Annotated in this window: 13 protein-coding genes; 3 read left to right on the plus strand and 10 right to left on the minus strand. The window is 71.3% G+C overall.

The features are described from left to right. Positions 1 to 96: 96 nt before the first annotated feature. The 4 genes from ACFWV8_RS26530 to ACFWV8_RS26545 form a co-directional block, all read right to left on the minus strand. Entirely contained in the window at positions 97 to 1212 is a 1116-nt protein-coding gene (locus ACFWV8_RS26530) for a chemotaxis protein (protein ID WP_384208544.1), read from the minus strand. Positions 1213 to 1411: 199 nt separating this feature from the next. Further along, positions 1412 to 3742 (minus strand): glycoside hydrolase N-terminal domain-containing protein, encoded by a 2331-nt coding sequence (locus tag ACFWV8_RS26535; RefSeq protein ID WP_384208686.1) that lies wholly within the window; start codon positions 3740 to 3742, stop codon positions 1412 to 1414. Between the two features lie 181 nt (positions 3743 to 3923). Beyond that, positions 3924 to 4424, minus strand: a complete 501-nt coding sequence (locus tag ACFWV8_RS26540; RefSeq protein ID WP_329391634.1) for a hypothetical protein — start codon at positions 4422 to 4424, stop codon at positions 3924 to 3926. Positions 4425 to 4500: 76 nt separating this feature from the next. Beyond that, positions 4501 to 4743 (minus strand): DUF397 domain-containing protein, encoded by a 243-nt coding sequence (locus ACFWV8_RS26545; protein WP_384208549.1) that lies wholly within the window; start codon positions 4741 to 4743, stop codon positions 4501 to 4503. Between the two features lie 271 nt (positions 4744 to 5014). On the opposite strand from ACFWV8_RS26545, the gene paaK reads away from it, so the two are divergent. Further along, positions 5015 to 6301 (plus strand): phenylacetate--CoA ligase PaaK, encoded by a 1287-nt coding sequence (gene paaK / locus ACFWV8_RS26550; RefSeq protein ID WP_384208552.1) that lies wholly within the window; start codon positions 5015 to 5017, stop codon positions 6299 to 6301. Between the two features lie 105 nt (positions 6302 to 6406). On the opposite strand, the gene ACFWV8_RS26555 is transcribed toward paaK, so the two are convergent. Together ACFWV8_RS26555 and ACFWV8_RS26560 are read right to left on the minus strand one after the other, a co-directional pair. Next, complete coding sequence (locus ACFWV8_RS26555; protein ID WP_384208555.1) at positions 6407 to 8638, minus strand: MMPL family transporter; 2232 nt, start codon at positions 8636 to 8638, stop codon at positions 6407 to 6409. A gap of 342 nt (positions 8639 to 8980) precedes the next feature. Next, positions 8981 to 10087 (minus strand): calcium:proton antiporter, encoded by a 1107-nt coding sequence (locus ACFWV8_RS26560; RefSeq protein ID WP_384208558.1) that lies wholly within the window; start codon positions 10085 to 10087, stop codon positions 8981 to 8983. Between the two features lie 125 nt (positions 10088 to 10212). Here ACFWV8_RS26560 and ACFWV8_RS26565 point away from each other — a divergent pair, with 125 nt between their 5' ends. Both ACFWV8_RS26565 and ACFWV8_RS26570 read left to right on the plus strand, forming a co-directional pair. Then, positions 10213 to 12045 (plus strand): serine hydrolase, encoded by a 1833-nt coding sequence (locus ACFWV8_RS26565; RefSeq protein WP_384208561.1) that lies wholly within the window; start codon positions 10213 to 10215, stop codon positions 12043 to 12045. A 54-nt stretch (positions 12046 to 12099) separates the two neighbouring features. After that, positions 12100 to 12801: a DUF6882 domain-containing protein gene (locus ACFWV8_RS26570; RefSeq protein ID WP_384208564.1), complete on the plus strand. Its 702-nt coding sequence runs from the start codon at positions 12100 to 12102 to the stop codon at positions 12799 to 12801. Between the two features lie 32 nt (positions 12802 to 12833). Here the strand turns inward: ACFWV8_RS26570 and ACFWV8_RS26575 are convergent, their stop codons facing one another. The 4 genes from ACFWV8_RS26575 to ACFWV8_RS26590 all read right to left on the minus strand — a co-directional run bounded on the left by ACFWV8_RS26575 (position 12834) and on the right by ACFWV8_RS26590 (position 19386). Next, positions 12834 to 14288: an MFS transporter gene (locus ACFWV8_RS26575; protein ID WP_384208567.1), complete on the minus strand. Its 1455-nt coding sequence runs from the start codon at positions 14286 to 14288 to the stop codon at positions 12834 to 12836. 95 nt (positions 14289 to 14383) lie between these two features. After that, the gene (locus ACFWV8_RS26580; protein WP_384208570.1) at positions 14384 to 15979 is read right to left on the minus strand and encodes a phytoene desaturase family protein; all 1596 of its coding nucleotides are present in this window, start codon (positions 15977 to 15979) and stop codon (positions 14384 to 14386) included. A 111-nt stretch (positions 15980 to 16090) separates the two neighbouring features. Then, positions 16091 to 18424: a tetratricopeptide repeat protein gene (locus ACFWV8_RS26585; protein ID WP_384208573.1), complete on the minus strand. Its 2334-nt coding sequence runs from the start codon at positions 18422 to 18424 to the stop codon at positions 16091 to 16093. Further along, entirely contained in the window at positions 18406 to 19386 is a 981-nt protein-coding gene (locus tag ACFWV8_RS26590; protein ID WP_384208576.1) for an oxygenase MpaB family protein, read from the minus strand. Before ACFWV8_RS26590 ends, ACFWV8_RS26585 begins: the two co-directional genes overlap by 19 nt. Positions 19387 to 19430: the final 44 nt, after the last annotated feature.

A 19430-nucleotide genomic window follows, 5' to 3' on the forward strand; every position in this document is an offset into this window, starting at 1 on the left:
CCTGGCCCCCCGCCGGGCCCCTGGGCGGCCGCCGGCCCCCCCCGGCCGGGGGGGGGGCGGGCGCCCCCGGCTTGTTCTCGTACGGACGGCGCCCCGTCAGTAGCGCAGCATCGCCGCGATCCGGCCGTGCCCCGCGAGCACGTCGTCGTCGAGGAACACGACCTGCGCGCCGCCGTCCAGGGCCGACTCGACCAGCTCGTCCACGATGTCGTCCTGCACCTCACGGCCGAGGGCGGCCTCGTCCTCCCCGTCGACCGGGATCAGATGTCCGTCGCCGACCCTGGCTGAGCGCTGGAAGTGCTCCTCCACCGCCACCAGACCGGCCCGCCGCCCGCGTACCGCCTCCCACACCTCGTCAAGGCCCGCGGCGAAGGTGCGCCTGCCCCTGGCGTCGCCGAGCTTGGCCAGGACCTCGGTCTCCTCGCTGCGCGCGTACTGCCTGACGACGGGCTGGATCGCCTTCCACAGCACGGGGGCGGGGCCGTCGGTGAGGCCGCCCTTGGCCAGCCGGCCGGCCGCCGACCTGGCGGTGGAGCCCGCGTCCTCCAGCAGGGCGAGCGCGGGGGCGACACCGACCAGATGGAACGGGCCCGGTCGCGTGGCGAGCACGGCCGTGAGGGCGTCGTCGACGGACCGCAGGAACTTACGGGTCTCCTCGTCGGTGAAGGTGCTCGGCGTGTCGCCGATCCGTTCCTCGCGCTCGACGTCCCACGTCTCCTCGGGCGCGGTCATGGGGAAGCCGTCGGCACGGTGCTCGTGCAGGGACTCGCCGTCGCCGCTCCACAGGGTCGCGCGGTCCGCGGCCACGCTCAGCACCCAGTAGCGGTGCCTCTGGGCGGTGGCGGCGACCAGGTTCCGGGTGAGATAGGTGTCGCTGATGACGACCGACTCGGGCGTCTCGCGGGGCAGGTACCAGACTTGGTGTTCGTCGGCGTCGGCGAGGATCAGCAGTCCGTCGCGCTTGTGGCGCAGGTCGACCTCGGCCCCCGCCTGGTCGAGCTGAGACTTCACGGCGAGGCAGGCCGCCTTCGAGATGTCCGGGTCGGCCTCCATGCGGTGCACGGCGTCGGCGAGGACGTTGCGCAGCCGCACCGGGTCGCCGTCGTTCCGCGGATCGCGCCGATGGGTGGGGATCGTCAAGGACACCGCCGGGTAGGTCCGCGGCTTCCGCAGCCTGCGCAGGACCTCGGGCGTCAGATCGTTACTGTCCATGCTGCCCCTTCGCTCGGCGGAGGTCCGCACCGGCGAACGGCCGGTATGGAGTACCCCGGACCTGTTTCCATCTTGCGGGATCCGGGCGCCATCCGCAGGGGCGCGGAGCGCTCAATTCTCGGCGGGGCTCCGCCCGGCTGCCGCCGCTGCCGGACGAAGCCCCCAGGGGATGTCCTTCCTCCCCCTCGTGCCGCGCCCGTCAGTGCCGGCCGCGGCCCGCTGTGAATTCGTACACCTGTCCGGCGGTGGCGCGGAACGTCTTCTCGCCGCCGGGCAGCAGGGTGCTGCGCAGGGTCAGATTGCCGGTACGGCTCGCCGTCAGCACGATCCGGCTCGCCTTGCCCCCGGCCCACGTGATGTCCAGCGTGGCGCCGCCGCGTGCCCGCAGCCCGGTGACCGAGCCGTCGGGCCAGGACGCCGGCAGGGCCGGCAGGGCCTCGATCGGGCCGTGCTGGCTCTGGAGCAGCATCTCGGCGACACCGGAGGAGGCGCCGAAGTTGCCGTCGATCTGGAACGGCGGGTGGGTGTCCCAGAGGTTCGGCAGGGTCGAGCTCTTCAGCTGCTCGGTGAGCATCTTGTGCGCGTGGTCGCCGTCGCGCAGCCGCGCCCAGAAGTTGATCTTCCAGGCCTTGCTCCAGCCCGTGCCGCCGTCACCACGCGCGGTGAGCGAGACCTTGGCGGCGTCGGCCCACTCGGTGCCGACCTCGATCTGCCGGCCCGGGTGCAGGCCGAAGAGGTGCGAGACATGCCGGTGGTCGTTGTCCGGGTCGTCCAGGTCCTCCTTCCACTCCTGGAGCTGTCCCCAGGACCCGATGCGCAGCCCGGGGTCCAGGTCGCGCAGCGCCAGCCGGAGCCGTCGGCGGAAACGGGGGTCGTCGCCCAAGGTCTCCGACGCCTCCAGCGTGTTGGTGAGCAGGTCGTGCACGATCTGCTGGGACATCGCCGCACCGGCCGTGAAGTCACCGTTCTCGGGCGAGTAGCTGGGGTTGACGACGAGTTTGCCGTCGCGCGGGTCGGCCCGCAGGAAGCCGAGCCAGAACTCGGCGGTCTCCTTCATCACCGGGAAGGCGGTGGAGCGCAGATAGTCCGTCGACGCGTTGAACCGGTAGTGGTCGTACATCTGCTGGGTGAGCCAGGCGCCGGCCTCGGGGAACCAGAACGACTGCGGGTACTGGTGCAGGCCCGTGAAGCCGTACGGATTGGTCTCGTTGTTCACCACCCAGCCGGCCGTCTCGAAGATCTCCCGCGCGGTGGTGCGGCCCGGCTCGCGCATCGAGTCGACGTACTTGTCGTACGGCACGGTGGTCTCGGCGAGGTTGGTGACCTCGGCGAGCCAGTAGTTCATCTGGAGGTTGATGTTGACGTGATAGTCCGCGTCCCAGGGCGGGTTGGTGACGTTGTTCCACACGCCCTGGAGGTTCGCGGGCAGCGACCCGGCCCGTGACGAGGCGATGAGGAGATAGCGGCCGTACTGGAAGTACAGCGCTTCGAGCGCCTTGTCGGCGGTGCCGGTGCCACCGGTGTACTGGGCGAGCAGCTGGTCGGTCGGCAGGTCGGGCAGCTGCTGGCCGATGTCGAGCGACACCCGGTCGAACAGCCCCTGGTAGTCCTCGACATGCTCGGTGCGCAGGTCGTCGTAGGACCGGCCGGCCGCCCGGTCGACGGCGTCGGTGACCGCGCCGTGCGGGTCGTCGGTGCGGTAGTCGGGGTAGGTGTCGGCATAGTCGGTACCGGCCGCGAGGACGAACCACGCGCTGTCGGCGCCGCTGACGGTGAGGGTGCCGTTCCCGGCGGTGACGGTGCCTCCTTCCGTACGTACGCGGATCTGGCCCTCGAAGAGCAGCCCGTTGTTCTGGAGCTTGCCCCGGATCGTGAGGCGGTCGCCGCTCGCCGTGGCCGTGAAGTCCTTGCGGGGGGAGGTGTAGCGGAGGGTGAAGCCGATCATGCCCGGCTGGTCGGCGGCGAACCTGCCTGCGATGACCTTGCCGGGGTGGGAGGCGAAGAACTCCCGTGTGTACGTGGCGCCTTGGTGGGCGTACGAGACCGAGGCGAGGGCCGTGCCGATGTCCAGGGCACGCCGGTAGGAGGAGTCGGGGGCCCCGGGCGCTCCGGGGACGTCGATCAGCAGATCGCCGAAGACGTTGTAGGAGCCGAAGTTGTGCTTGGGCTGGCCCAGTTCGGCCGCGACGGCCTCCGGGGTCATGGACCCTTCGGCGTCGATCCGGTCCTGAACCGCGCGCAGCACACCGGGCCGCGGGCTGGTCCAGTTGCCGTGGTCGTAGTCCGGGGCGCCGGGGCCGCCGGTCCAGAGCGTCTTCTCGTTGAGGACAAGTCGCTCGGAGACGAGCGTTCCGTAGATGCCGGCGCCGAGTGCGCCGCTGCCGATGGGCAGGCTTTCGCGCTCCCAGTCGGCGGCGGGCTTCGCGTACCAGAGCGTCAATTCATCGGAGGGGTCGGCTGCTGCCGCTCTACCGGCCAGAGCAGGAACACCCAGCGCGAGAGCACTGGTTACGCCGAGTGCGGACTTCATCGTGGTTCTGCGGGTGATGCCCTGAGTCATGCGGCAGACGTTAAAAGTCCGATGACTGAATTGGCAAGGCACATGACAAAACCTCGCGGCAGGCATTTCTCCGGCCGCGAGGTGATGGGGTGAGGCGCGCCGAGAGAGCGCCGTGTGCGGGGTGTCGGGACGGCTGTCGGCCCCGCCCTGCTCAGCCCTGCTGGAAGAGCTCCGCCGGCAGCGGCTTCAGCAGCGCGTAGAGGTCATCGGTGATCGGCCGGTCCCAGCTCGCGATGGTGACGAGCACGTTGTCGCTGCGGTCGAACTGCACGCAGGCGATACGGCTTTCGGAGAGCTTGAGCCGGCGCACGATCAGCAGGTTGTCGCCCTGCATCACCGGCACGTCCTCCGTACTGACGACGTCGACGTGCTCCTCGTTCTCCAGGGCGATCAGCAGTTGCGCGACCTCGAAGGGGATCTGCCCGTCCTCCAGCTCACGGGCCGGCGAACCCTCGGGCAGATTGCCGATGATCATCGCCGGGCCGCGTCCGCCGAACAGGTCGTACCGCAGGAAGACCCCCTGACAGCTCCCGTCGGGGGCGGGCAGCAGACCGGCGCCCAGATTTCCGGGCCAGTCACCCGGGTCCATGGCCAGGACGTCGAAGTCCGGGCCCGCGGGTGTGGCGGAGCTGCGGCGGCGGAGGAAGGACATGCGGCAATGGTACGTCTCCGCGGGACCCCGGCGACGCGGGACCCTGGAGCTCGCCGGGACGGGAGGCGGGGCGCGGTCAGGTGAGGTCGAACTCCCCTTCGCGGGCGTTGATTACGAAGGCCCGCCACTCCGCGGGGCTAAAGATCAGTGAGGGATTCTCCGGTTTACCGCCGTTCCGCATGGCGATGAAGCCTTCCACGAAGGCGATCTGGACGTCTCCGGTGCCCTGGCTGCTCGAACGCCAGTCGGCGTTGCTCAGATCCAGCTCCGGCTTGTCCCAGCCCGCCAACGGCTGCTGGGTGGTGGTGCTCTCAGCCACGTCCCGCTCCTCCCGGTTCGTCGTCCGGGGCCAGCCTATCGATCGTTCCCGGTCCCGGACAGGCCATTGCACCGGCGGTCCCCAACCCCCTTGGAGAGGTGGTTGGTTGGTATGCGACCGGGCCGCCGGGCAGGTTTCGGGTCAGGGCGCGGGAGCCGCCCCGAGCCTTGACGGGGGTCGGGAGGGCTGGATTACTGGGCGGGAAGAAGATCAACCGAATGATCGGTCGAGCGGTCCATCTGTCGGTGGGGAAGAGTTCGGGGAGTCAGCCATGACGGTTCAGCTGGACGCCGGGGAGCGGCTCGGCCGGGACGAGCTCGAAGCGTTGCAGCTCACCCGGTTGCGGGCGACGCTGCGGCACGCCTACGAGAACGTGACCTTCTACCGCGATTCGTTCGACGCCGCCGGGCTGCGGCCGGACGACTGCCGCTCGCTCGCGGACCTCGCCCGCTTCCCCTTCACCGCCAAGTCGGATCTGCGGGACAACTATCCCTTCGGGATGTTCGCCGTCGACCAGGCGGACGTCCGGCGCGTTCACGCGTCCAGCGGCACCACCGGCCGCCCGACCGTCGTCGGCTACACACAGGGCGATCTGGACACCTGGGCGGACGTCGTGGCCCGCTCGATCCGGGCGGCCGGCGGCCGGCCCGGTCACAAGGTCCATGTGGCGTACGGATACGGCCTGTTCACCGGCGGTCTGGGCGCGCACTACGGCGCCGAGCGGCTCGGCTGCACCGTCATCCCCGCGTCCGGCGGTATGACCGCGCGGCAGGTCCAGCTGATCACCGACTTCCGGCCCGAGATCATCATGGTGACGCCCTCGTACATGCTCACGCTGCTGGACGAGTTCGAGCGCCAGGGTGTCGATCCCCGGGCGACCTCCCTGAAGGTCGGCATCTTCGGCGCCGAGCCGTGGACCGAGGCGATGCGGCGGGAGATCGAGGAGCGGTTCGCGATCGACGCGGTGGACATATACGGCCTCTCCGAGGTCATCGGCCCCGGCGTGGCGCAGGAGTGCGTCGAGACGAAGGACGGGCTGCACATCTGGGAGGACCACTTCTATCCGGAGGTCGTCGACCCGTTCACCGGTGAGGTGCTGCCCGACGGTGAGGAGGGCGAGCTGGTCTTCACCTCCCTCACCAAGGAGGCGATGCCGGTGATCCGCTACCGCACGCGCGATCTGACGCGGCTGCTGCCGGGCACGGCCCGGGTGTTCCGGCGGATGGAGAAGGTGACCGGGCGCACCGACGACATGGTGATCCTGCGCGGGGTGAATCTGTTCCCGACCCAGATCGAGGAGATCGTGCTGCGTACGGCGGGGGTCGCCCCGCACTTCCAGCTGCGGCTCACCCGCGAGGGCCGGCTGGACGCCATGACCGTGCGGGCCGAGGCGCGGACGGGGGCGACGCCTGAGCAGCGTACGGCCGCCGCGCGGGCGATCGAGACGGCGGTGAAGGACGGGATCGGGGTCTCGGTGGCGGTCGAGGTGGTGGATCCGGAGACGCTGGAGCGTTCGGTGGGCAAGATCCGGCGGATCGTGGACCTCAGGACGCCGTGAACGTGACCGGACGGGTGCGCGGCCCGGCGGCCGTACACCCGTCCTGAATCGCCCGATCGCCGGACGGACCCATCAGGCCCGTCCGGCGATCGAGGTCACCACACGTCAGACACGCGCCATCGGCTTGTTCCAGTCCGGGTCGGAGTCCGGACCCGTGCTCGCCCGCTGGTCGAGCGTCTTGCGGAGCTGGTCGCCCTCCACGTCGACGTTCGGCAGCAGCCGGTCGAGCCAGCGCGGCAGCCACCAGGCCTTGGTGCCGAGCAGCGCGAGCACCGCGGGCACGATGGCCATCCGGACCACGAAGGCGTCGAAGAAGACCGCGACGGCCAGCGAGAAGCCGATCAGCTTGATCATGGACTCGCCCGAGCCCGCGAAGCCCGCGAAGACCGCCATCATGATGATCGCGGCGGCGGTGACGACACGCGCCCCGTGCCGGAAGCCCGTCTCGACTGCCTCGCGCGGCTGCTCCCCGTGGACGTACGCCTCACGCATCCGCGTGACGAGGAAGACCTCGTAGTCCATCGCGAGACCGAAGACCGTACCCACCATGAAGATCGGCACCATCGACATGACCGGGCCGGTCTGCTCGATACCGAAGAAGTCCGAGAGCCAGCCCCACTGGAAGACCGCGACCACGGCGCCGAGCGCGGCGACGACCGACAGGAGGAAGCCGAGGGCGGCCTTGAGCGGTACGAGGATCGACCGGAAGATCAGCATCAGCAGGAGGAACGCCAGACCCACGACGACCGCCAGGTAGGGCAGCAGCGCGTCGTTCATCTTCTGCGAGAAGTCGGTGTTCAGCGCGGTGGCGCCGGTGACCAGGACCTTCACCCCGGTCTCGGAGGCGACCTCACCGCCCGCGTCGCGGACCGCGTGGACCAGGTTCTCGGTGTCCACGGACGAGGGACGGTCCTTCGGGACCGCGGTGATCATCGCCGTGTCGCCGGCCTCGTTGAAGGTGGCGGGGGTGACGGCGACGACGTCCTTGACGCCCTTCACCGCGTCGGAGACCTGGCCGACCGCCCGCTCGGCGTCGTCGTCGCCCTTGACGTCGACGACGACCACCAGCGGGCCGTTGAAGCCGGGCCCGAAGGAGTCGGAGAGGATGTCGTACGCCTTGCGCTGCGTGGTGCTGGTCGGCTGCGAGCCGTTGTCGGGCAGACCCATCTCCAGCTGGGCCGCAGGGACGGCGGCGACACCGAGGCCGACGACTCCCACGAGGACCACGACGGCGGGACGGCGCAGGACGAAACGGGCCCAGCGGGTGCCCATGTTGGGCTTGCCGGGGGTGGTCGCGGCCCGCTCGCGCTCCTGCTTCCTGCGCGCCTTCTTGCCCAGCACCCGCTTGCCCGCGAAGCCCAGCACGGCCGGGACGAGAGTGAGCGCGACGAGTACGGCGACGACGACCGTGCCGGCCGCCGCGAGGCCCATCTTGGTGAGCATCGGGATGTTGACGACGGCGAGCCCGACAAGAGCGATGACGACGGTGAGACCCGCGAAGAACACGGCGGATCCCGCCGTGCCGGCCGCCCGTCCGGCGGCTTCCTGGGGTTCGTGCCCGTCCGCCAGCTCCGACCGGTAGCGGGAGACGATGAACAGGGCGTAGTCGATGCCGACGGCCAGACCGATCATCATCGCGAGAACGCTGGTGGTGGAGTCGAAGTCCATCGCGCCCGCCAGCGAGGCGATGACGGAGACACTGATCCCGACGCCGATGAGCGCGGTGACCAGCGGCAGCCCCGCCGCGATGAGCGAACCGAAGGTGATGACGAGTACGACGGCTGCGATGGCGACACCGATGACCTCGGTGGCTCCGGCGGCCGGGATGGCCTGGAGCGCGTCACCGCCGATCTCGACCGTCAGTCCGCTCTTCCTCGCGTCGGCCCCGATGTCCTCCAGCGAGGTGCGGGTGTCGTCGGTCAGCTCCAGCGTGGTGACCTTGTACGAGACCGCGACATAGGCCGTCGAACCGTCCTGCGAGATGGCGTTGGCCTTGTACGGGTCGGTGACCGTCCCGACCTGGTCCGAACCGGCCGGCAGCGCCTTGACGACCTCCTCGACCGTGGCCTTGTTCTCGGGGGAGGCCATCGTCTGGCCGTCCGGCGCCTTGAAGACGACCCGGGCGACCGCTCCGTCGACGCTGCTGCCGGGGAAGCGCTCATCGATCAGGTCGAAGGCCTTCTGGGCCTCCGTCCCGGGAATGGAGAAGCTGGATCCCGCGGAGGCGGCGGACGCGGCGCCCACGCCGGAGAGGGCCAGCAGCGCCACCCATACGAGGGCGACGTAGATCCGGCGCCGGAACGCCAACCGTCCGAGTTTGTAGAGGAACGTGGCCACGAGACGTACTCCCGGTCTGGGGGGGGATCAGGACATGGGGAAAGGGCTCGGCGCGTGTCGGCGCCGTGCCGTGGAGTGAGATCGGCCGCGGGTCGGAGGGGCGGAGCACCAGCGCCGTGCCTCGCCCCTCCGGTCGGACACTCTCTGTGCCACGACATGAGAAGTTACGCAGAATCAGACGGCGGCACATTGGGCGTACGACCCAGATCCGGGGTGTTGCTGAGTACACCCCTACTGCCGCCCCGCATTAGGGGTGGTCAACCGGCGGCCCCGGCAACTGTCCGCGCGGGTACGAAAGTTGACCGGTGAGCGCGGGTCCGGGCCCGAGCCGGACGACAGGCCCTACGGGCTCACCGCGAGGAAGACGAACGCCGCGAACACCGCCATGTGGACACCGCCTTGAAGCAGCGTCGCCCGCCCCGGCACGACGGTGAGCGCGCCCACGACCACGGTGAGCGCGAGCAGCACCATATGGGTGGCGTTCAGGCCGAGGACCAGCGGTCCTTCCAGCCAGATGGTGGCGAGCGCGATGGCCGGGATCGTCAGGCCGATGCTGGCCATGGCCGAGCCGAGCGCCAGGTTGAAGCTGGTCTGCACCCGCTCGCGGCGCGCGGCCCGGACGGCGGCCAGGGTCTCGGGGGCCAGGACGAGCAGGGCGATGATCACACCCACCACGGCGTGCGGCATCCCGGCCGCCTCCACACCCGACTCGATGGTGGGCGACACCGCTTTCGCGTCGCCGACGACGGCGATCAGCGCCACGAGGAGAAGCACCAGGCTCAGTGTCGTCGCCCGCCGCGTCGGCACCGGCGCGTGATCATCCACCTCCTTGATCTCGCCCTCCTGGGTGACGGGCAGGAAGTAGTCGCGGTGACGGACCGTCTGCATGGCGACGAAGAGGAAGTAGAGCCCGAGGGAGGCGATGGCGGCGAACGTGAGCTGCGCCGTGGAGAACTCGGGCCCCGGTTTGCTCGTCGTGAAGGTCGGAAACACGAGGCTGAGTGTGGCGAGTGTGGCGACCATGGCCAGCGCGCCGCCCGAGCCCTCGGCGTTGAAGACGGCGACCCGGGTGCGGATGGCGGCGACGATGAGGGAGAGGCCCAGGATGCCGTTGCAGGTGATCATCACGGCGGCGAAGACGGTGTCCCTGGCGAGGGTCGCGCTCTTGGCGCCGCCGTCGACCATCAGGGTGACGATGAGCGCCACTTCGATGACGGTGACGGCGACGGCGAGCACGAGTGAGCCGAACGGCTCGCCGACCCGCGCCGCGACGACCTCGGCGTGGTGGACGGCGGCGAGTACGGCGCCCCCGAGGAGCAGGGCCACCAGGGCGACCGCGTAGCCGGGCAGATCGCGTCCCCAGCCGAGTACGAGCGCGACCAGGGCGAGCAGCGGTGCGACCACGGTCCAGCGGGACCACAGAGAACGGATCCCGTAGCGCGTCGTCATACGCCTCACGCTGCCAGAGGTCCCGGGCACCCGCGCGGTGAGCCGCACCGTCGTCGCCCGTACCGCACCAGGGCAGTAACCTCGGGCGGCGGACAGTTTCGGACGGAGCGTCAGAGGGGTGCCGGATGAGCGCGGACGCGGCGGCGGGTGACGGGATCAGCCGGCGGAGGCTCGGCGGGGGCATGCTGGCGCTCGGAGGCGCGCTGGCCCTGGCGCCGGTACCGTTCGCCGACGCGGCCACCGCCATAGGAGCGGGCGCGGGGGCGCCCGGCCCCGCGGGCTCGGGCTCCGGGCGGCCGTCCCCGACGCTGCGGCGGGGCTCCCCCGAGCGCGCCGGGCTGCTGCCGGGGCCGCTGGAGCGGCTGGTGGCCGATGCCGAGCGGTTCCTGGCGCCTTCGCCCGCGCACCCCTGGTACGCGGGCGCCGTCCTGCTCGCCGGGCGCGGCGGCACCGTCGCCCTGCACCGGCCCATCGGCAAGGCGGTGCGCTACTCGGCGTACGACGAGGCGACCGACACCGGCGTCGAGTTGCCGGCCGGCGAGCAGATCGCGATGGCCGATGACACCGTCTTCGACCTGGCGTCCGTCTCCAAGCTCTTCACCTCGATCCTCGCCGTGCAGCAGATCGAGCGCGGGACGCTGGCCCTGGAGGAGCGCGTCGCGTCGTACCTTCCCGACTTCGGCCGCGCGGGCAAAGAGGACATCACGGTCCGTCAACTGCTCACGCACACCTCGGGTTTCGTCTCCTGGCTGCCCCTCTACAAGGAGCCGACGCGCGAGGGAAAGCTCCAACTGCTGTGGGACGAGGCGCCCACGAGCCCGCCGGGCGGTGTCTACCGGTACTCGGACCTCAATCTGATCTCCCTTCAGCTCGTCCTGGAGAAGGTCACCGGCCGCGCGCTGGACGTCCTGCTGCGCGAGGAGATCACCGCGCCCCTGGGCCTGCACCGCACCCGCTTCAACCCTCCCGCGTCCTGGCGGCCGAAGATCGCGGCCACGGAGGACATGCGGCAGCCGTGGTCGGGGCTCGACCGCGGTCTCGTGTGGGGCGAGGTGCACGACGAGAACGCGTACGGATTCGGCGGGGTCGCCGGTCACGCCGGGGTCTTCTCGTGCGCTTGGGACCTGGCGGTCCTGGGCCGTACGCTCCTGAGCGGCGGCGCGTACGGCCGGGCGAGGATCCTGCGTCCGGCGTCGGTGGAGCTGATGTTCACCGACTTCAACACGGGCTTCCCCGGTGACGCGCACGGTCTGGGCTTCGAGCTCTACCAGCACTGGTACATGGGGGCCATGGCCACGCCGCGTACGGCGGGGCACACCGGCTTCACCGGGACCAGTCTCGTGCTCGATCCGACGACCGACTCCTTCCTTGTCGTGCTCGGCAACTCCGTGCATCCGGTGCGCAGTTGGCGGTCGGGAAGCGCGCCGAGGGTCGCCGCCGCCGATCATCTGGCGCGCGCAGTTCCCGTCGCCCCCGAAGAGGGCCGGACCGCGTGGTTCTCGGGCATGGCCGCAGGCGCCACCGCCACGCTCACTCTGCCCGCGATGCGCCTCGCCACCGGGCGGGGGCGGGTGCGCTGCTCGCTGTGGTGGGACACGGAGCCGGAGAGCGGCGTCCTGGTCCTGGAGGCGGCCGACGGCTCCGCGGGCGCGGAGTGGGTGCCCGTGCCGTTCACGACGACGCGGCCGGGTGCGGGGGCGGGCACCCCGCGTCCCACGGGCTCGGTCTCGGGCTGGTCGGGGCGCGTGTGGCACCGGCTCCACGCCGACCTCGCCGCCTGGCGGGGGCGCGACGTGCGGCTGCGCTGGCGGTACGCGACCGGCGGTGCGTACGTCGGCCGGGGGGCGTATGTGGACGGGCTCCGGGTCGAGGACGGCGGCCGAACGGTGTTCGACGGCTCGCGGCACGGGGACGCGGCGCGGGTCGAGTTGGCCGGCTGGAGCGTGTCCGCGGACTGAGGCGCGACGCGCCCCTCGTACGAGGGTCCAGGGGCCACGCACTAGGGTTTCCGGATGAACGCGACCACCAGCTTCAGCGACCCGTTCCTCCGGCTGACCGAGCGGCACGCCGCCTGGGGTGCCCAACAGCTCGAAGCCTTCACCGAGTTCATGCCGGCCGGCCCGTGGACCGCCGATCTCGACCAGCGTCTCTACCGCCAGGCGGGCCGCGATCTGCGTATCTCGGTGCTGGGCAGTTTCGACATTTCGGAGGAGTCCTGGCTGTGGGGTTGGGCGAACCCCGGCTTCGGTCAGTCGCCCGTCGTCGGCGCGGCGAACGAGATACGGCGGCTGGGTGAGGCCCACGGCATCCGCGAATTCACCACCGACCTGGTCGACCTGTCGGCGTTCGATGACCCCGGGTTCGCGGTGGAGACCCTCGCGTTCGGGGCGATGGGCGCGCTCGGCGCGGCCGGTTACCTGGGCGTCCAGGCCTCCCCCGAGGGCCGTCTGTACATGGTGCCCGACGACCCGCGGGTGCCGCGTGCCGTGCCCGACGGCATCACGCTGCCGCGGGTCCTGCTGACGGGCGCGAACCTGCTCGCGGGGAGTTCGGCCCGTACCGTGGTGAGCGGGTACTTCGGCCATCACGGGCTGACGCAGCGTCAGGAGGCGGACCGGGTGAGCGCCGATCTGCCCGGCGGTGCCACGGCCCATGTCCTGTTCGACAACGTCGGCCGCATCGCCTCGATCGAGATGAAGAACGTCTCCGGGTAGCCCCGGGTAGTACGTCGCGCCAGGTTGGCGGGTCACTCGCGCGCCGACAGCGGCCTGGCGACCTCCTCCAGCGATCTGCCCTCGGCGGCGACGGCGAAGAACACGGCGACCACACCGGCGGCGACCATCAGCGAGGCGCCGACGCAGAAGGCGATGACGGCGTCGCCGACGACCCCGCTTTCGGTGAGGCTCGCGAACAGCAGCGGCCCGGAGATTCCGCCCGCCGCCGTACCGATGGCGTAGAAGAACGCGATCGCCATGGCGCGTGTCTCCATGGGGAAGATCTCGCTGACGGTCAGATAGGCGGAGCTGGCCCCCGCGGACGCGAAGAAGAGCACCACGGCCCAACAGACCGTCATGGTGGCCGCGTTGAGCCAGCCCTCGTTGAAGAACCAGGCGGTGAGAAAGAGCAGCAGCCCCGAGACGATGTACGTCCCCGCGATCATCGGCCTGCGGCCCACCGTATCGAACAGCCGCCCGAGCAGCAGGGGTCCGAGGAAGTTGCCCAGTGCGATGGCGGCGAAGTAGTAACCGGTCGAGCCGCTGGACACACCGAAGAAGTTCACCAGGATGGTGCCGAAGCCGAAGGTGATGGCGTTGTAGAGGAACGCCTGGCCGACGAAGAGCGAGAAGCCGAGCGTCGCGCGCTTGGGGTAGACCCGGAAGAGCGTCTTCGCGATCTCGACGAAGCCGATGCTCCTGCGCTGTTCGACGGTGAGGGACCCGCGGGGCTCCGGCAGTTCCTTCCCGGTCTCCCGTTCGATCTCGCGCTCCGCGCCGGAGACGATCTCCTCGGCCCTCTCGTCGTGTCCATGGATGAACATCCACCGCGGGCTCTCCGGGACATGCCGGCGGACCAGCAGGATGACCAGCCCGAGGACGACTCCTAGCGCGAAGGTCAGCCGCCAGCCGACGTCCTTGGGGAAGACGCTCGTGTTCAGCGCGAGGACGGAGAGCAGGGCCCCGGCCATGGCACCGAGCCAGAAGCCGCCGTTGATGATGAGGTCGACGCGGCCCCGGTACTTGCTGGGGATGAGCTCGACGACGGCGGAGTTGATGGCCGCGTACTCGCCGCCGATGCCGAATCCGGTGAGGAAGCGGAAGGCGGCGAACCACCACACGTTGAAGGAGAGCGCGGTCAGCGCGGTCGCGATCAGATAGACCGAGAGCGTGACGATGAGGAGCTTCTTGCGGCCGAAGCGGTCGGTGAGCCAGCCGAAGAAGAGCGCCCCCGAGCAGGCACCGGCCACATAGAGGGCCGCGGCGAGACCGGTGACCTCCGCGTCGGTGACCGGCAGGCCGCTGCCGTCCTCGGAGAGACGGCTCGCGATGCTGCCGACGAGGGTGACTTCGAGCCCGTCCAGGATCCATACGGTGCCGAGGCCGATCACGATCATCCAGTGCCATCGCGACCAGGGCAGCCGGTCGAGTCGCGCCGGGACTTTCGTGGTGACCGTCCCGATGGCCGGGCCCCCGCTCTGGCTCATGCTCCGCCTCCTCGCTGGCGCCGCTGACGCGCCGACTCCGTGTACCCAGGGCCCAAAGGAGACAAACAGGACGTCAGCCGTACGGCCCAAGGGCCCTACGCACCGCCGGACGGGGCCCGGCCCGACTCCAGCACGGCCATGGCGGCGTTGTGTCCGGGCACGCCGCTGACACCGCCGCCCCGCACGGCGCCCGCCCCGCACAGCAGCACGTTCGCGTGTGCGGTCTCCACGCCCCACCGGCCCGTGTCGGCGGTGGCGTAGGGGAACGCGAGATCGCGGTGGAAGATGTGGCCGCCGGGCAGGCGCAGTTCACGTTCGAGGTCGACGGGTGTCTTCGCCTCGATACAGGGCCGCCCCTCCGCGTCCACGGCCAGGCAGTCGGCGATCGGCTCGGCCAGATGGGCGTCGAGCTGCTCCAGGGTCGCCTTGAGCAGGTCGTCGCGGACAGTGTCGTTGGCGTCGGCGAACAGCCGCGCGGGTGTGTGCAGTCCAAAGAGGGTGAGGGTCTGGTAGCCCTGCTCGGCCAGCTCGGGGGCCAGGATCGACGGGTCGGTGAGCGAGTGGCAGTAGATCTCGGAGGGCGGCGCCGACGGCAGCCGGCCGCCGGCCGCCTCCTCGTACGCCGTCGCCAACTGCCGGTAGCCCTCGGCGATATGGAACGTCCCGGCGAACGCCTCGCGCGGGTCGACGCTCCGGTCGCGCAGCCGCGGGAGCCGGCGCAGCAGCATGTTCACCTTCAGTTGGGCGCCTTCGGCGGGCCGGGCGGGCGGCGCGTCGCCGAGGAGGGTGGCGAGCGCCTGCGGGGACGCGTTCACCAGGACGTGGCGGGCCGCGACGCTTCCGGTGTCGCCCGCCTCCGTACGGAAGGCGACCTCGGCGTGGCTGCCGTCCGTCTCGACGCCGGTCGCCTCGTGGCCGGTGACGATCTCCGCGCCGGCCGCGCGTGCGGCGGCGGCGAGGGCGTCGGTGAGCGCGCCCATACCGCCGACCGGCACGTCCCAGTCACCGGTGCCGCCGCCGACGACGTGGTAGAGGAAGCAGCGGTTCTGCACGAGGGACGGGTCGTGGGCGTCGGCGAAGGTGCCGATCAGCGCGTCGGTGAGGACGACACCGCGTACGAGGTCGTCGGCGAACCGGTCCTCGATCGCGACACCGATCGGTTCCTCGAAGAGCATGCGCCAGGCGGCCTCGTCTCCGATCCGGGCACGCAACTCGGCGCGCGCGGGCAGCGGTTCGGTGAGGGTCGGGAAGACACGCCCGGCGACGCGGAGGGTCGAGGCGTAGAAGTCCTGCCAGGCCGCGTACTCGGCGTCGCCTCCGGTCAGCCCGGCGAACGACTCCCTCGTACGGCCGGTGCCGCCGCCCACGAGCAGTCCGGTCGGCCGCCCGCCGCGCTCGACGGGTGTGTACGAGGAGACGGTCCGCTTCCGTACGGCGAACCGCAGCCCGAGCTCGTCCACGATCTTCCGGGGCAGCAGCGACACGAGGTACGAGTAGCGGGAGAGACGTGCGTCGACCCCGGCGAAGGGCCGGGTGGAGACGGCGGCCCCGCCGGTGTGTCCAAGACGCTCCAGTACGAGAACGGAGCGCCCGGCCCCGGCGAGATAGGCGGCGGCGACGAGTCCGTTGTGACCGCCGCCGACGATCACGGCGTCGTAGGAGGCGCGGGCGGGAGAGGTGAGTGCGGGCATGGCTCTTGGTAACACGCCCCGGGCCCCGGCGGGACCCCGCCCCGTCCGACCGGCGGGTCACGGTCCGAGCCTCCGGAACACCGCTCCGGGGCCGGGTCCAGAAGGCGGACCCTAGTGCCGCCCCGCCTCGCGCTGTTGTCGTAGGGCCGCCACCCGCCGGTAGAGTTCCACCGCCTCGCCGCCCCTGCCCAGTTGTTCGAGGCAGTGCGCCTCGTCGTTGCGGCTGGCCAGGGCGTCAGGGTGGTCCGGGCCGAGCACCCGTTCGCGGGACTCCGCCACGCTGCGGTAGACCGCCAGGGCGTCGGACCAGCGGCTCAGCCAGCCCAGGCCGACGGCGACCTCGCGGCGGCTGACCAGGGTGTCCGGGTGGTCGGGGCCAAGTACCCGTTCGCGGATCGCGCACACGTCGCGGGACTCCGCGAGGGCTTCCTCCCAGCGGGCGAGCCTGCCGAGGTTCACCCCCAGGCCGTGGCGGGCGCGCAGCGTCTCGGGGTCGGTGGGGCCGTGTACCCGGGTGCGGTCATCCACGAGGCCCCGGTACAGCTCCAGGGCCTCGGCGCTGCGGCCGAGCCGGCCGAGGCTTATGCCGACCTCGTAGCGCGCCGCCAGGCTGTCGGGGTGGTCGCCGCCCAGCGCGTGGGTGCGGCCGGCCGCGACCTCGCGGTACGTCTGGAGCGCCTCCGTCCAGCGGCCGAGCATGCCGAGCGCGTACGCGACCTCGTACCGCGTCACCAGCGTGTCGGGGTGGTTGGCGCCCAGCACCCTGCCGCGTGCCTCCGCCACCTCCAGCGCCATCCGGAACGAGTCCTCGATCCGGCCGAGCCGGCTGAGGTTGAACGCGAGGTTGTGGCGGCAGCGCAGGGTGTCGGGATGGTCGGCCCCCATGGTGCGTTCACGGGAGGCGAGCACCGCCGCGTACACCTCGTGCGCCTCGAAGTGCCTGCCGAGCTGGCCCAGGACGTACGCCGTCTCCTGGCGCGCGGCCAGGGTCTCCGGGTGGTCGGGGCCGAGGGCCCGTTCGCGGCCCTCCGTGACCCGGACGAACTCCCGCAGCGCGTCCGACGTGCGGCCGGTCCGGCTGAGCGTGAAGCCGACCTCGTAGCGGCTGCCGAGGGTGTCGGGATGGTCGGGCCCGAGCATGTGCTCCCGCTCGGCCGCGACCGAGCGGTGCACCTCGCCCGCCTCGTCCCAGCGGCCGAGCCTGCCCAGGCTGAGGCCCGCGCTGTGCCGGCTGTTGAGCACGGCGATCTGCTCCGGCGACGGCGTGGGGCGCTCAGGCCGCGCGAAACCGCCCGCGGAGGTCCCCGCCGGTCCCGACGGCGTGGTCCACTCGCCGGTGAGTCCCGCCGTGTGGTCGGGCGGCGTGGTGCGCAGCGCGGAGGAGCCGGTCGCCTTGTGACCGACGGTCATGCCGTACGTCCAGGAGGGCAGCCGGGCGGCTCGCGGGTCCTGACCGCCCGCGGCGTGCCCGTGGGACGTGGAGCCGGCGGCCGACGGCGGGTGGGCGAGCATGGGCGACAGAGCCGACCGGTGGCCCTCCCGGCCCTCCCGCCCGTGACGGCCGTAGCGTCCCGGCGCTTCGGGGTGCTCGGAGATGGACCGGGCGGCGATGATCCGGTGCCGCAGCGCGGTCGCGTCCGACGGGCGCTCGTCGGGCGTCTTGGCCAGCAGGTCGAGGACGATCGTGTCGAGGAACTCCGGCAGTTCGGACCGGTGACTCCGCAAGGGCCGGGGCGCGGTGTCCCTGTGCCCGACCAGGACGGCCCACGCGTCGTCCAGGTCGAAGGGCGGGACACCGGTGGCGATCTCGTACAGCACACAGCCGAGCGAGTACAGATCGCTGCGATGGTCTATGTGCCCGCCGCCGATCTGCTCGGGCGACATGTAGTGCGGCGTGCCCATCGCGATGCCGGTGCCGGTGAGCTTGGACGTGAAGCCGATGTCGTGGCCGAGCCTGGCGATGCCGAAGTCGCAGATCTTCACCGCGCCGTCGGTCAGCCGCACGATGTTGGCGGGCTTCAAGTCCCGGTGCACGATGCCCTGTTCGTGCGTGTACGCGAGCGCGTCCGCGACCTGCTCCGCGATGTCGACGACGTCCGGCACCGCGAGCGGACCCTGTCTGTTGTCCTCCAGGAGCTGGCTGAGGTTACGCCCTTCGAGCAGCTCCATCACGAGATACAGCACACCGTCGTGCTCGCCGAAGTCGTGGACGACCGTGACGCCCCGGTGCTGGAGGGCCGCCGCGACGCGCGCCTCCCGGCGGAACCGTTCGCGCAGCACCCGGGTGAAGGACTGATCCTGCTGCGGGCCGAGCGGCTTGAGGCATTTGACGGCGACGTGCCGGCCCAGCGATTCGTCCTGGGCCCGCCACACCTCGCCCATGCCACCGCGCCCGATCAGATCGAGCAGCCGGTACCGGCCCTGGATCAGACTGGTTTCCGCCATCGCCTGCTGTCGCCCCCGTCACCTCGCTGCGCCCTCCCCGGCCCGTCCAGTATGGCCGCCTGTCTGCGGAGTTTGGCAGCCTGTCGCCCGAGTTCGCGTGGGCCGGGCCGGGTCTCGCGTCCCAGCCTGGCCATCGCGCCTCTGATGTGGCCCGGTGGGATGCGCCGGCGCAGCCACCCAGGGACGGCCCGCAGGACCGCCCCGGTGACGACCAGTCGGCGGGTGACCCGCAGTGGATCGGGGGCCGCTCTGCCGTACAACTCGTGGGCGTAGCCCGGCAGTGAGTCGTACGCGAGGGCCGACGCGTGGCGCCACAGGACCGCGCGGGCGGGGACGAGCAGCGGGTGGACGGGCGGACGGCGCAGGAAGTCGTCCACCTTGCGCGCCTCCGGACCGGCGGCCAGCTCCGGTCGTACCCGTTCGAAGTACGCGGCGAGTTCGGCCCTGTTGGCGGGCACGATCGCCGGGTCGAGGCCCACGAGGCGGGCGCCTTCGCGGTGTTCGCCGATGTAGAGGTCGGCCTGGGCGTCGGTGACCGGGAGGCCGGAGCGGCGCAGGAGGTGCAGGTAGGAGTCGACCTCGGCGCAGTGCACCCAGAGCAGCAGGTCCGGTTCGTCGACACCGTAACGCTCACCCGTCACGGGGTCGGTGACCTTGAGGCGGGTGTGGATGCGGCGGACGCGGGCACCGGCCTTCTCGGCGGCTTCGGTGGTGCCGTAGCTGATGGTGCCGACGAAGTTGGCCGTGCGCTTCAGCCGCCCCCAGGCGCCCTTTCTGAAGTCGCTGTTCTGTATGACGCCGCGTACGGCGCGCGGGTGCAGGGCCTGGAGGTAGAGCGCACGGACGCCGGCGATCCACATCATCGGGTCGCTGTGCAGCTGCCAGGTGACGGAGTCGGGGCCGAAGAGCCCGGGGTCGGCGCGTGCACGGTGGGCGCCGGCGTCGCTGTCCCCGTGGCTCACGCTCGCTCACCCCTCCGCCGTCTGTCGGCCGGACCGCCCAGGTT

It is taken from the genome of Streptomyces sp. NPDC058665 (genome assembly GCF_042714995.1).
Lineage (GTDB): Bacteria > Actinomycetota > Actinomycetes > Streptomycetales > Streptomycetaceae > Streptomyces.